We start from the raw sequence: 12977 nt of genomic DNA, 5'->3' as shown, positions 1-12977 counted from the left end.
CCAAAAACCTCAAGCTTCCACCAGAATCCTGAACCCGCCAAAAATCAGCCGCATGCCATCAAACGGCATCGGATTCTGGTCCGGCTGCAAGCGCGGGTCTTCCATCATTTTCTGCATCCCGGCATCGCGCACCTCGCGTGACGGCCAGAGGATCCAGGAGAACACCACCGTCTCGTCATCCTTGAGCTTCACGGCCATGGGGAACGAGGTGATCTTGCCGTCCGGCACATCATCGCCCCAGCACTCGACGACCTTCAGGGCGCCGCATTCCTTGAACACCACGGCGGCCTCTTCGGCGTGTTGCTTGAAAGCGTCGCGGTTGGCGGTGGGGACTGCGAGAACGAAACCATCTACATAAGACATGGGGGAACTCCTGCACGTGGTGTGTGCAGGATGGTCGATTGGGCCGGGGGTGGATCGACAGGCTTGCACGCAAGCCCGACCGATGGTCATCGCACCCTGTGGGAGCTGGCTTGCCAGCGATGAGGCCGGCAGCCCCGGCTCAAAACCGCGTAGTCGCACTCACCCCGAAGGTACGCCGATCCCCGCGCGCATCCCAGGCAATATCGAACGGCAACGGCACGCTGTCGGTCTTGTACTGCTTGTCGGTCAGGTTGTTCACATACGCCGTCAGATCCAGGTCATAGCGCCCGCCCAGATGATAGGTCGCACTGGCATTGCCCAAGGTATAGCCGCCTTGGGAAACGCTGTGATCCTGCTGCGCCGTCGGCAGGAAGAAGATCCGGCTCTGATAGCGCCAGTCGGTGCCCAAGCGCACTTCATCACCATTCTCCAGCGGTATCCGGTAACTGCCGCCCACCGCCAGGGTCCGCGACGGCGAGCGGGCAATGCGGTTACCCGAATAATCCACCCCGCCCGACTCGAAATCCTGCAACTCTGTATGCAGCAAGCCCAGCGAGCCATGCAGCTCCAGGTTGCTGAACGGCAACGCCTGCAGCTCGAACTCCGCGCCGCGAATCACCCCCTGGCCGCTGTTGGTCAGCAGCGACACCACCTGGCCGTCACGCACCGACACGGCGTTGACCTGGATGTCCGAGTAGTCGTAGTAGAACACGTTGGCATTGGCGATCAGGCGTTCGTCGAACCACTCGCTCTTGACCCCCAGTTCATAGGCATCGACGTTCTCCGGCGCCACCACCGAGGCCTCCGCCTGCACCTGCGCACCGCCGCTGAAACCACCGGAACGAAAACCCTTGGCATAACGGAAATACACCCGCGCGTTGTCGTTGAGCTGGTACTCGGGGGTGAAGTCGTAGGTGAGCTTGTTCCAGGTGCGTTTTTCATCCTGCTCGACGCGGGTCACCAGGTCGCCGGTGTAGTTTTTCCACCAGTCGCGCTCGCTGTTGTAGCTGACCGCATCGGCATCTGGTGCGGCTACGCGGTGCAGGTCGATGTCCTTGGTTTCGCGGGTCCAGCGCAGGCCGGCGGTGAGGCTCAGGTTGTCGGTGGCCTGCCAGGTGCTGCTGCCGAACACCGCGAAGCTGTCGGTGCTCTGGTCGATATCGGTACGGCCATAGTCAGCCACGCCAAAGGCCTGGTTGTAGGGCTTGGGCAACAGCCCGTTGTCGTTGCGGCTGTCGAGCTGTTCATGGAACAGGTGGGTGCCGACGATCCAGCTGATTGGCTGGTTTTTCGCCGAAGACAAGCGCAGCTCCTGGGACACCTGCTTCCAGCGGTCATCGTTAAAGCCACGGCCGAATTCGTAGAGGCTCATGTTCGGGCTTTCGGCTTTTTCGTGGATATCGTCGAAGGCGGTGATCGAGTCCAGTTGCAGGTCGCCCAGATCCCACTTCAGTGCCAACTGCACACCGTTGTGCTCGATGCGGTCTTCGGCTTTACCGGTAAAGGCGGCCTCGTCGGTACCCGGCTTCGGCGCCGGGCCGAACAGCGTATTGCCCCCCGGCCCCGAACCCCAGGCGCGGGTGGCAATGCCCTGCCCTTTGTAGTCACGGCCATGCAGTTGCAGGGTGGCCTGCAGGTCATCGTTGATCTGCGCCAGCAATTGCAGGCGCAGGGCCTGGTCGTGGATGTCGCCAACGGTATGGCCATCGACCTGGTTCTCCAGTTGGCCATCGGCGCTCTGGTCGACAAACGCCACCCGTGCGGCCAGCTTGTTGTCGATCAGCGTATCGCCATAGGCGCCTTCGTACAGGCGCGAATTGTAGTTGCCCAGGTCGAGTTTGAAGTAACCGTTGGCTTTCTCGAAATCCGGCTTGCGCGAAACGAAGTTGATCGCCCCGCCCGTGGTGTTCTTGCCCCACAGCGTGCCCTGCGGCCCGCGCAGCACCTCGACGCGCTCCATGTCATAGAGCGGAAAACCGGTGGCTACGTGGGGGTCGATGTACACGTCATCGGTGTAGATGCCCACCGGGTAAACCGTGGTCGACGCCATGTCCCCCGAGCCCATGCCACGAATGTACCAGCGCGGCCGCTGGTGCCCGGCGAACTCCGGGGCGATGGCGTTGGGCACGTTCTGCAGGGCCTTGCCGGCACTGAAGCCGCCACCGCTGTCGGCGATCTGCTTGGCGCTGACCACGGAGATGGCCGAGGGCACATCCTGCACCGACTCTTCGCGCTTTTGCGCGGTGACGGTGATGGTCGGCAGGGCTTCGGGCGTGGGGTCGGCGGCAAAGCTCGGTAGCGTGGGGAGTGCGGCGGCGATGGCCAGTAACAGGGGCAAGCGGGCGAAGGGAGCGGTCATGAACGTCTATGTTCCACGAAGGGGAAAGAGACGGGGGGCTTCGCAATGGTTGTGCCAGGTGGGTAATGTGTTGATTTATATAGGTTTTATCTGTTTACGGTTAATGACATGTTGCCTGATGAACAGCTGGCCAGCACTGTTTGCGTGAACATCAGCAAGGGCCAAGCCTTTAACTACGAGAGCACTCCAATCTTCCCTTGAATCCAATCTGCAACCTCGCTACCCTCCTCTAGTCGCTGTAAATCCAGCGACCGGGTTTGGTAGCCCGAGTACTCTAAGGCGTGCAGACGCCGCTCCCGATCAGCCGGCGTTTTTTTGTGCCTGCTGTTCGTGTTATGGCGGCTGTGCGTGGGGCGCATTCGTGCGCGCTGGGTTCCTAGAGTCCCGGTCTACCAACCTGCGTACAGCCGTCACCAATCGTTTGGTAGCGATTGATGCTGGCTCCACCACTCTAGGAGCACAACAATGACAAAGCCCGTCCCCGATCCACCCCTCGCCACCCAAACCGCCACCACCTTCGGCTCCTGCAACGGCAGCCACGCTCCACTGTTCGCCGTGCGCACAGGGGCTTCAGCCGAAGACGCCCTGGTCCATGCCACCGTTCTGCTCAAAAGCGCCTACCAGACCAACGCCCAGGCCTGTGAAAAGGTCGACCCTGAAGTGCGCGGTCTGCTCTGGGCTACTCAGCACTCGCTGGAAATGAGCATTGCGCTCGTAGAAGCATGCCTGGATGAAGTCGAGGCATACGCCATGACGACAGCCTTGCAGCGTCGTTTTTCGCAGGTGGATCAAGCCTCAGCCAAGTAAACGCCGAGGACCAAGCCCGGGCCGCCGATGCGGCCCATCGAGCGAATACTCATCCCCGTAAAAAACACACCTTGAGCAAACACGGCTAGGCACAGCGACGCGGGTATAGTCGATTCTATGCCGACCGTACTTCCAAGAGCCTCCAGCCGTGCCCGACCTGCCGCCCAACGCCGCCTACACCCAGCGCTTCAGCGCTGTGCTCGCCTACATCGACGCCAACCTCGAAGGTGATCTGTCGGTAAAGACCCTGAGCCAGGTGGCGAACTTTTCGGTGTTTCACTTTCATCGCCAGTTCACGGCGTATGTCGGAGTGCCGGTCTCGCGCTATGTGCAGTTGATGCGCTTGCGCCTGGCGGCGCATCGTTTGGCTGCCAATGCCGAACACTCGGTGCTGGAGGCCGCCCTGGCGGCAGGCTTCGAAAGCCCCGAGGCGTTCAGCCGGGCGTTTCGGCGGGCGCTGGGCAGGTCGCCGAGTGCCTTTCGCCGGCAGCCGGACTGGCAGGCCTGGAATGCGGTGTTCGCTATCCCTCACTTTTCCAGGAGCGTCATCATGCAGGTTCGTATTGTGGAGTTTGCTCAAACCCGGGTCGCGGCGCTGGAGCACCGCGGGCCGGCCGCGCAGGTCAACGAGAGCGTGAGTCAGTTCATCGCCTGGCGCATGGCCAGCGGGCAGTCGCCGGTGGCGTCGAGCCGTACCTTTGGCATCCCCTATGGCAACCCCGACACCACGCCGGCGGAGGATTTTCGTTTCGCCATTTGTGGTGAGATTGATGAGGCGGTGGCGGCAAATGAACTCGGCGTGCACGAACGGGTGATTGCTGGCGGGCGTTATGCGCTGGTGCGGCATGTGGGTTCGCCGGACCATATTGGTGAATCCATCTATCCGCTGTATCGCGACTGGTTGCCGGACAGTGGCGAGGAGCTGCGCGATCAGCCACTGTTTTTTCATTACCTGAGTGCTTATCCGCAAACGCCACAGGAGCAGTGGCAGACGGATATTTATGTGCCGTTGCGGTAGCGAGGCGTAATGGGGCCTGTGGGAGCGGGCCTTGCCCCGCGATCGAGCGCGAAGCGGTCGTAATCCAGGCGCCGCCTAATGTGCTGGCTGGGCTGGCCTGATCGCGGGGCCAGCCCGCTCCTACAATGGATTTGCAAACCCCGGTTTACCAACCGCTGAGGTCGATCACAGGGCCCACATCCGCACCAGCGCAAACTCCAGATCCACGCTGACGCATTCACGCCCATCCACCCATTCGTCCTCACGAAGGCGCCGCCCGGTAGTGGTTTCCCGTTCACCTTTGGCGATCACCAGCACGAACAACCGGGTCGGGCACTCGAACGAGCGCAACCGATCGACATCAGCCCGAACCGACCAGTCGCCTTCCAAACACTTGGTTTGCGATACATCGCCCAGGCATTTGATTTCGGCAACCATGGCCGGGGCGCCATTGTCATCCAATGCGTACAGGTCAGCTTTGCGCCTGTCGCCTATCGGCAGCTCCGTCCAGATTTCAATGCCATCTTCGAACCAGGCGTGGAGGCTGATTTCGGCCTGTATCCAGTGTTCGCGGCAACTGTTCAGTTGCACGACCTGCTCAAGTTTCTTTTCCATGTTGCGAAAAGCTCGCTCGAATAAGGCGAGCCATTGGGGGGTGTTCATTGAGTACTCCCTGTATGCGTTATCTGGATCGCGGGGCAAGCCCGCTCCTGAATGAAAAACTGCGCCAACCTGGCCACAATCCTGATTCGCGCTTACTATAAGCCCAACTCGTATTACCGCGGCTGCTGAACCCGGTACTCACGAGGACACGATCATGGAAAGAACCCGCGCCTGGAGACGCTCACAGGCCCGTAAAAGTGGCAGAAGCAAAGCGGTGTATCCGCTGGAATTCAAGCCCGAAAAGAACTGGAAGCTGCTGTACACCCGCGCCGACAAGTTGATACGGGCACGCCAACTCGGCATGAGCTACCCCATCCGCTCCACCCGCCAACTGTTGGATCAAGAGTGACTAACCTCCTGTTCGTCTGCAGCCGCAACCAATGGCGCAGCCCTACTGCAGAAGCGCTCTGGCGCCGCCGCCCCGGCTTCGATGCCCGGTCGGCGGGCACCAGCCCGAATGCGCGCAAACCCATCGGCCCAGCGGACATTCGCTGGGCCGATGTGATTTTTGTCATGGAACGCAAACACCAGAATCGCCTGCAGGCACAATACGCGCGGCTGCTGGAGCATAAGCGGGTTTACACGCTGGATATTCCAGATGATTTTCGCTACATGGACCCGGAGTTGGTCGCCATCCTTGAGGAGACGGTCGCGTCCTGTCTTGCTATCTAGGATGGGTGCGTAAACGCCAGCAACCGTTCCTCGCGTCAGTTGGTGCGGCCAATCACTTTAATCTGCGTCAGCCCCATCAGCCCGGCTTGCTCCAGAGTCTCGTCGGGCGTCGCATCGGCATTAGGCTTGCACTGTATTGGCCAAACGCAATCGCGTTATGATCAGCCGATCTGAACCGGACGTGCCTGCCTATGCCCGTTGACCTCCAAGCGCTCTACCCCAAACTGATCCATCTGATGCTGGACACGGTCTTCGTGGTCGACAGGGATAACCAGATTGTATTTGTCAGCGATGCCTGCGAGGCGCTGCTCGGTTACTCTGCCGGCGAGCTGACCGGTACGCCGATCACCGACTACATCCATCCTGACGACCTGGCGGTGACACGGGCCTCCATTGTCCGGGTCATGAATGGTCAATCCCACGTCGATTTCCGCAACCGTTACATCCGCAAGGATGGCGGTGTCGTACATATCCTGTGGGCGGCCTTCTGGTCCGAGGAAGTGGGTGCGCGAATCGGCGTTGCGCGGGACGTGACAGCCCTCAGGCAAGCCGAGGATGAATTACGCTTCCTGGCCCATCATGATCCACTGACGGCACTGACCAACCGCGCGCTTTTCAATGATCGGCTGGAGTCGGCCGTTCGCGCGGCACACCGCCACCAGAGCACACTGGCGTTGCTGTTTCTGGACATCAATGACTTCAAGGGCATTAATGATGTCCATGGGCATGCCATGGGTGACCGGATCCTCTGCATGATTGCACGGCGGTTGGAAGGCTGCGTGCGCGAGACCGACACAGTGGCCCGGATGGGGGGTGATGAATTCACTGTGCTGTTGCCGGATATCCAGTCGCAGGACGACGTTTACGCCAAGGTGGAGCAGATTCTCGCGGCCATGGCCGAGCCCCTGAGCGCAGAATTTGGCGGGTTCACAATGCCGTCCTGCAGCGTGGGCGTGGCCTTTTACCCCAAGGACGCAGAGAATGCCGATACGCTGCTCAGCCATGCGGATGGCGATATGTACCGGATCAAAAAACAACGCTCCGCACAGCGGATAGTGTTCAAGCATTTACAAGCCGAGTAACAACGTGAATCGTCAAAAGAAAATAAAGCAGCTGTTAAAGGCTCACGCCAAAAAGGCCAGTGCCAAATTAGCGCCTAAAAGCAAGCCTAAATACATCAGCAAAGCCGACCGTCTAAAATTAGCGGCCGAAACAGATCAAGAGCTTTTGCCCGAGCCCCACCAAGCTGGATAGAAAATGAGAAAAATCTTCACCCCTGTCTTTATCGCACTTCTGGGCCTGCACGGCTGCGCGGAGATGCCCGATTACTCGAACGTTGATCCCCTCGTACCCGGTGATGACGCTCGTTACACCATCATCGAAACCGACACTTACGCAGGCAGAGCCCAGCGCCATTACGCCGACCTCCAGCCTGACTTGAACATCATAAAGATCAACGACAAAAAGGTCGGAAACATCCCGTTCTCTACCTATTACTACAAGAATGACTCGCCCCAGCGCGCGATCCTCAAGCCGGGCACCTACACCGTTCAGCTGGAGTACCGACTGCCTCAGCACTTCATGTTTGCGGATCTGGAGTTTGAAGGTAAGCCGGGCCAAAAGATAATCGCCCGCACGCAGTACGTTGGTCTCAATCGCCTGGAGGTATGGATGGAGGATGCAGCTACCGGCGAGATCGTCAGTAAGCGTGTGCGCTGATCGCACCCGAATCGCCGATTGTCAGTCGATCTTACCCCTGCCCTCACGCCTCCACGAACTCATGCATCAAGTTCGGCAAACACTTCTGCTCTGGTCGTGACCTGACGGAAATGATGCTTCCACAGATCGATGCCCAACCGACCTGACCGGTCCAGGGATGAGCCGACGGTCAGGTCGGTAACCAGCGTGGGCGTGAGCCCTGCATCGAACAGGGCAAACCCGGCGGCGAGCACGCAGGTTTCGGTCTGCAGGCCACAAACCAGCACGCGCTCGGCGCCGAGCTGCCTGATGTACTCGATGGCTTCAGCGGTCTGTCCGTAGCCGTGCTTTACAAATACTTTGTCGGCCTCGACCAGGCTTTCGTCTTCGGCCGCAGGATGCCAGCCGAGTTGCTTTTCAAACGGCGTCACCTGCTCATCATGCAACTCGACCGAGGCAACCGTCAGAATCCGCTCTGACAACGCCCGCACACCATCGACCAGCCACTCGGGTGGACTGAATGTGGACTGCACATCAACGATTAGCAAAACCTGCCGCATACACTTCTCTCGAGCATTGACCAATGGTGCGGAGTATATCGCCCCGAGGTGGATTATTTAGCGCTGTTTGCCTGCCCAATGGCCACGCGCTTTCAGGGTCGCGGACAAAAACAGCAGCGCGCGTTGAAAGACCGGGTGGCACTCGGCAAGGGGCAGATGCTCGAGCGATGCCCAGAAGAACGCGAAAGCGTGGCCATGGTCATCGAGCGTCTGATGAGTCCACTGCTCAGGCAACGGTCCGCTCGCCTCGCACAGTTGAAACGACCACACCTGACCAAGATGCCCGGCATCCCAACACCCCAGGTCGTCCGCGATGGTGGCGCAATTGATACCAGACTCTTCCGCCAATTCCCGCAGCGCTGCCTGACCCACTGTTTCATCTTTTTCAATGCTGCCCTTTACCAGTTGCACACCCGCCAGCGGATGACGAAACAAGAGGATCCTCGGGCGCAGCGTGGATGAAAGCACTACTGCGCAGGCCTTGTCGGGGAGCATGGCGATTTCCTTGTCGGCAAAAACGGCTGGGCATCATACGCCAGGAGCACCATGTGGGGGCTGGCTTGCCAGCGATCGAGCGCGCAGCGGCCGCAATCCAGACACTGCCTGATGAGCGGACTGTACCGGCCTCATCGCGGGTCAAGCCCGCTCCCACAGTTGCTCGGGGTACGCCGCTCAGGCGCATTTTTTTTAACAGCGGCGCCGTAGAACTTTTCTCTGTTTATCTGTCTATTTGGATACGTTCAATCGTCATTCAGAGGTTGTCTTCACTCATGAAATTCCATGCCCCACGGATGCTGCTCGTTGCCCTGTTCGCATTCGCGGCAGTGGGCTCGGCATCGGCAACGCAGATGAAGACCTCAACCCCGGTTCTGGCTCCTGAAGTCCCGGCCACCCGGACTGCCGAAACCCCCTGGCCGAGCCTGGCCAGCATGACCGACAAGCAACCAGGGCCGTTGCTGGCCCATGATGACCGCTACCGGCATGACCACCGTTGGCATGATCGCAGGGACGACTGGCGCCGCGAAAACTGGCGCAGGGACCAATGGCGCCGAGAGCAAGCCCGCCGCGAGGCCGAGCGCCATCGTTATTGGGAACGCCACCATGATCGGGCCATGCGTTACCGTTACGAGGACGATCGCCGCTACTATCGTCGCTAGGACGTGCCCGGGGTGTATTTGATCCAGCCGATGGTCCGCGTCATCGCTGCGCAGCAATCTCGACGTAGCTCGACTCCCCGCCCCCCGACAACCAACCCCATACGAAGCTCAGCGTAGCTCCCACAGGGGCCAGAATCGCGGTACCGACACTCAAGCTCTGCAATCCGCCGCCGATACCCCTTGAACAAGTATGGACACTACGGGTACAGAGCATGACCCCAATCAATGCAGGAGTGCGCATCGCCCCCGCCTACACGGCCCCCCAGCCGGCCCCGGCAAGTGCTGGCAGCAGCCGCGCCGAGCAAGCTGCGGCAACGCCGAGCACCACCGTCAGCCTGGGCCAAAGCCCTCGTAGCGACGATACCGCGACCTATTCGTCCCGCGGAACCCTCGCGGTGCCGTTGCGCTACGTGCTGGAAAACGACAGCCTGAACAAGCTGAGCATGAACATGATGATCGGTGTTCAGTCCAGCGCTATCGGTTCGCGCTTCAACGGGCTCGGCGCAGCGTTGGTGAATCAATTGGTAGCCAACGGCGGCCAGTCGTTCACACAATCGGTGTTTGCCTTCGCCGACGGCGCGCAGCCAAGCGCCGAAACACTGAGGATCCAGGGCAATAACCTGCGCCAACACCCGGCCAATGCCGTGAACCTGAGCCTGACCACCGCCTCCGGAGCGACCGTCACGCTGTCCCTGGCCAGCGGCGAGCAAGGCCTGGCAGTCAGCGCCGAGGTGCAGGGCGGCCAGCTCACCAGCGATGAGCTCAAGGGCCTGGCGTCACTGGCCGACAGTTTCCAGGGGACCATCAACGGCCTGAGCGAGCAGCCTCCTCGCCTGCAGCTGGGCAAGCTGGCCACGCTCGACCCGGCCCTGTTCAGCGCGCTGCAAATGAATGCCAAGCTGGACACGGTAAATGGCGAACAGCTGTCCTTCGACCTGGCCCTGGACGACAGCGCACGCAAACTCAGCCTGCAGGGCCCCGCCGGCAACGTGCAGTTGAACCTCGACACCCGCGACACCTCTCTGCTGGGTAAAAGCGCCCAGCGCCAGGCGGCGATCAGCAATTACCTGAGCCAGTTCGATGCGGCGCAGGGCCGCGGCAAAGGCGACGAGAACCTGGTGAGCCTGCTCAAGGACGCCTTCGTTCAGCTCAACAGCGCCGACGACATCGCCAGGCCAGCGACCGGCCGTATCCCGCTGCTGGCAGCCAAAGACACAGCCCTGCTCAGCGGCCTGGCCGACTTCAGCGCCTCGATCAGCCAGACAAGCCAGCAGCCCAACTCGCTGCGCCCGACCGAGCTGGATCGCTTCGACTACAAAGTGTCCCAGTCAACCACGATCAGTGGTGCGTCGCCGGCGAACCGCTCGGTGCAACAGGATCAGCAGGCGAGCCTCACGGCCGCCTACCACACCAGCCTCAACCCGCAGATGTCGATGCTCGAGGCCATGGCGACGCAGAACTACCGTTACCACGAGATCAGCGACCAATCGAGCACCAGCACGCGTTTGCGCTACGACAAAAATAGCCTGGTGGAAGCCAGCGTCAGCCAACAGGCCAGTCGCAATGAACGTGTGCGCTCGTACGCCGAGGGCGTGCTGGAAAGCGACGTGAGCACACCGGCGTCGGTCTCCGAATCGCGCAACCTGCTTGGCCTGCTCACTGACCTGTTCGAACGCGAGCGCATCTCCCAGCGTGACCGCGGCGTATCGATCCTGGAAGCACAGTTGCAATCGCAACGCAGCCAGTGGCAGTTGCAGTCCGATCCGGCGCTGATCCGCCCTCGGGATGCCCAGCAGTAAACCCGCTTACGCCAGCAGCTCGGTGATCCACCGGGCTTGCCGGGCGACTTGCTGAACCTTGTCCTCGGGCACGCTGTGCCGCGCCCGGGCGAAGCTCGCCAGGGTCTGCTGCTTGCGCTGCAGGATGCTCTGCCACTTGGCCAGGAACGCCGGGTTGCGGGCCTGCATCTGCAGCGGGCCGAAGTACAGCTGTTCGGCGCTGTAGGTCACCGGGCCGTCCCGCTCGGCGACGATGATTTCGTAGTCGAAGCGGTTTTCCCGCAGCAGTTCCTCGCCGACGATACGGTAACCGTTGTCCATCAACCATTGGCGCAGCGGCTGCTCGCCGCCGTTGGGTTGCAGGATCAGCCGCTCCTGGCCGCTCAGGCGTGCCTTGCCAGCCTCGAGAATGTCACGGATGGTCTCCCCGCCCATGCCGCAGATGCTGATCGCGGTGATGCCGTCTGCCGGCTCGATCGCCGCCAGGCCATTGGCCAGGCGCACGCTGACCTGCTGCTCCAGGTCGTTGTCGCGCACGGTGCGTTGGGCTGCGTTGAACGGGGTCATCGCCACCTCGCCAGCCACGGCAGTTGCGATGACGCCCCGACGCATCAAGGTCACCGGCAGGTAGGCGTGATCCGAGCCGATATCGGCCAGGCGCGCACCGTCTGGCACATGCGCCGCCACGCGCTCCAGGCGCATGGACAATGTCTGTTCGTTCAACTGCAGCCCCTTTTCACCTGCAACGTCCGGCGCTGCTGGCCGGATCGGGGGCGATTCTGGCGGGCATTGCGGTGCATTTCAAGCGATCGGCAGCTACCCGGCCCGGCGGTCATGCCGGGCCCGCGCCGAGACGCAATGCGCTAAGTCGAAACCTGCTCGAGGAAGATCAGTTCCAGGGGTGCTGCGAGCAGCGCTGCGCTGGCAGCCGCAAAGTTCTGGAAGTACGGCATAGCGAAGTGTGCATCGAGTGCCGCTTGATCCTTGAAGGCTTCGCGCATATAGAACGTGCCCGGTTCGTCCCGGCGTTCGAACAGTACATAGTCAAGGTTGCCCGGCTCCGCCCGGGTAGGTTCGATCAGCGCCACCAGCGCCTCTTTCAACACTTGCTGTTTACCGGTTGCAGCTTTGAGTACCGCGATCGATACCAGGTGTTTCTCATGTTCAGTCATCATCAATGCTCCACTGTTCAGGTCAGGCCAAAGGCAATCCGGTCGTTACAGAAAGGTAAACAGCGACTCGGCCGGCAACCTTGACTTGGGCAGGCCGGCGTTGAAGTCATCGCTGCTGTGGTAGCCAAGGCTGACCAGCACCAGGCTGGTAAAGCCCTGGTCACGCAGCCCCAGCTCTGCGTCCAGCATCTTGCTGTCGAAGCCCTCCATGGGCGTGGCGTCAACGCCCAGGGCGGCCGCGCCCAGCAACAGCGTGCCCAGTGCCAGGTACGTTTGCTTTTCCATCCAGTGCTGCAAGTCTTTCTGGTCAAAGCGATGCAGGTCGACGTAGCCACGTCGGCTGCGGTCCTGCCCTGCCCTCGCCTCGGCATTGTGAAAACGTCCATCCGCAGCTTCCTGGGCCAGTACCGCCTGCAGGTGGTCGTCGGGCATGTGGGTCCGCGTGCAGAAGACAATGACGTGGGAAGCATTGAGGATTTTTGCCTGGTTGTAGGCAAACCCGCCGTCAGTGCTTTTGGCCACCCGGGCGCGCTGCGGCTGCGTCTGGGCGATGACGAAATGCCAGGGCTGGGAGTTCACCGAAGAAGGGCTGTTGCGCAGTTGTTCAAGCAAGGCTTGCACGGTGGCGGCAGGTATTTTGCGGGCGGCATCGAAGGCCTTGGTGGTGTAGCGGCGTTGAGCCAAGCTGACGAGATCCATGGGTTACTCCTGGTTGAAAAAGCAGGAACGAAGGGTGCGCCTTCCCTGGGGC

At 61.0% G+C, this 12977-nt stretch carries 17 protein-coding genes; 9 read left to right on the top strand and 8 right to left on the bottom strand.

What is annotated here, in order from left to right:
* Positions 1-9: 9 nt before the first annotated feature.
* Together JV241A_RS10080 and JV241A_RS10075 are read right to left on the bottom strand one after the other, a co-directional pair.
* On the bottom strand, positions 10-363 hold the full coding sequence (locus JV241A_RS10080) for a DUF1428 domain-containing protein (RefSeq protein WP_115087311.1): 354 nt from the start codon (positions 361-363) through the stop codon (positions 10-12).
* Positions 364-502: 139 nt separating this feature from the next.
* The gene (locus JV241A_RS10075; protein ID WP_134062286.1) at positions 503-2722 is read right to left on the bottom strand and encodes a TonB-dependent receptor; all 2220 of its coding nucleotides are present in this window, start codon (positions 2720-2722) and stop codon (positions 503-505) included.
* Between the two features lie 465 nt (positions 2723-3187).
* Between JV241A_RS10075 and JV241A_RS10070 the strand changes: the two genes are divergently transcribed.
* Positions 3188-3529, top strand: a complete 342-nt coding sequence (locus JV241A_RS10070) for a DUF3077 domain-containing protein (protein ID WP_134062284.1) — start codon at positions 3188-3190, stop codon at positions 3527-3529.
* 148 nt (positions 3530-3677) lie between these two features.
* Positions 3678-4547 (top strand): AraC family transcriptional regulator, encoded by an 870-nt coding sequence (locus tag JV241A_RS10065; RefSeq protein ID WP_134062282.1) that lies wholly within the window; start codon positions 3678-3680, stop codon positions 4545-4547.
* Between the two features lie 165 nt (positions 4548-4712).
* On the opposite strand, the gene JV241A_RS10060 is transcribed toward JV241A_RS10065, so the two are convergent.
* A complete protein-coding gene (locus JV241A_RS10060) occupies positions 4713-5189 on the bottom strand; it encodes a hypothetical protein (RefSeq protein ID WP_134062280.1) in 477 nt (158 codons plus the stop codon).
* A gap of 154 nt (positions 5190-5343) precedes the next feature.
* Here JV241A_RS10060 and JV241A_RS10055 point away from each other — a divergent pair, with 154 nt between their 5' ends.
* From JV241A_RS10055 to JV241A_RS10035, 5 genes are all read left to right on the top strand, one after another.
* Complete coding sequence (locus JV241A_RS10055) at positions 5344-5538, top strand: hypothetical protein (protein WP_115087317.1); 195 nt, start codon at positions 5344-5346, stop codon at positions 5536-5538.
* Entirely contained in the window at positions 5535-5861 is a 327-nt protein-coding gene (locus JV241A_RS10050; protein ID WP_115087318.1) for a phosphotyrosine protein phosphatase, read from the top strand. Before JV241A_RS10055 ends, JV241A_RS10050 begins: the two co-directional genes overlap by 4 nt.
* A 191-nt stretch (positions 5862-6052) precedes the next feature.
* Entirely contained in the window at positions 6053-6943 is an 891-nt protein-coding gene (locus JV241A_RS10045; RefSeq protein ID WP_134062278.1) for a GGDEF domain-containing protein, read from the top strand.
* 4 nt (positions 6944-6947) lie between these two features.
* Positions 6948-7115 (top strand): DUF2986 domain-containing protein, encoded by a 168-nt coding sequence (locus JV241A_RS10040; protein ID WP_115087322.1) that lies wholly within the window; start codon positions 6948-6950, stop codon positions 7113-7115.
* A 3-nt stretch (positions 7116-7118) separates the two neighbouring features.
* Positions 7119-7580, top strand: coding sequence for a hypothetical protein (locus JV241A_RS10035; protein WP_115087324.1), 462 nt, complete (start codon positions 7119-7121; stop codon positions 7578-7580).
* 59 nt (positions 7581-7639) lie between these two features.
* Here the strand turns inward: JV241A_RS10035 and JV241A_RS10030 are convergent, their stop codons facing one another.
* Together JV241A_RS10030 and JV241A_RS10025 are read right to left on the bottom strand one after the other, a co-directional pair.
* On the bottom strand, positions 7640-8119 hold the full coding sequence (locus JV241A_RS10030) for an isochorismatase family protein (RefSeq protein WP_115087326.1): 480 nt from the start codon (positions 8117-8119) through the stop codon (positions 7640-7642).
* Positions 8120-8176: 57 nt separating this feature from the next.
* Positions 8177-8614 (bottom strand): NUDIX domain-containing protein, encoded by a 438-nt coding sequence (locus JV241A_RS10025; protein WP_115087328.1) that lies wholly within the window; start codon positions 8612-8614, stop codon positions 8177-8179.
* 275 nt (positions 8615-8889) lie between these two features.
* Between JV241A_RS10025 and JV241A_RS10020 the strand changes: the two genes are divergently transcribed.
* Both JV241A_RS10020 and JV241A_RS10015 read left to right on the top strand, forming a co-directional pair.
* Positions 8890-9276 (top strand): hypothetical protein, encoded by a 387-nt coding sequence (locus tag JV241A_RS10020; protein ID WP_134062276.1) that lies wholly within the window; start codon positions 8890-8892, stop codon positions 9274-9276.
* A gap of 212 nt (positions 9277-9488) precedes the next feature.
* Positions 9489-11075, top strand: coding sequence for a hypothetical protein (locus tag JV241A_RS10015; protein WP_134062274.1), 1587 nt, complete (start codon positions 9489-9491; stop codon positions 11073-11075).
* 6 nt (positions 11076-11081) lie between these two features.
* Here the strand turns inward: JV241A_RS10015 and JV241A_RS10010 are convergent, their stop codons facing one another.
* The 3 genes from JV241A_RS10010 to nfsB form a co-directional block, all read right to left on the bottom strand.
* The gene (locus JV241A_RS10010; RefSeq protein ID WP_345789717.1) at positions 11082-11777 is read right to left on the bottom strand and encodes a tRNA (adenine(22)-N(1))-methyltransferase TrmK; all 696 of its coding nucleotides are present in this window, start codon (positions 11775-11777) and stop codon (positions 11082-11084) included.
* A 140-nt stretch (positions 11778-11917) separates the two neighbouring features.
* Positions 11918-12226, bottom strand: a complete 309-nt coding sequence (locus JV241A_RS10005) for a putative quinol monooxygenase (protein WP_134062350.1) — start codon at positions 12224-12226, stop codon at positions 11918-11920.
* A gap of 45 nt (positions 12227-12271) precedes the next feature.
* Positions 12272-12925: an oxygen-insensitive NAD(P)H nitroreductase gene (gene nfsB, locus JV241A_RS10000; RefSeq protein ID WP_115087336.1), complete on the bottom strand. Its 654-nt coding sequence runs from the start codon at positions 12923-12925 to the stop codon at positions 12272-12274.
* Positions 12926-12977: the final 52 nt, after the last annotated feature.

It is taken from the genome of Pseudomonas sp. JV241A, assembly GCF_900275665.1.
In the GTDB taxonomy this organism is placed as follows: Bacteria; Pseudomonadota; Gammaproteobacteria; order Pseudomonadales; family Pseudomonadaceae; genus Aquipseudomonas; species Aquipseudomonas wadenswilerensis.
The sequence above is the reverse complement of the archived record's forward strand: the minus strand, read 5'-3'. Positions and strand labels throughout refer to the sequence as shown.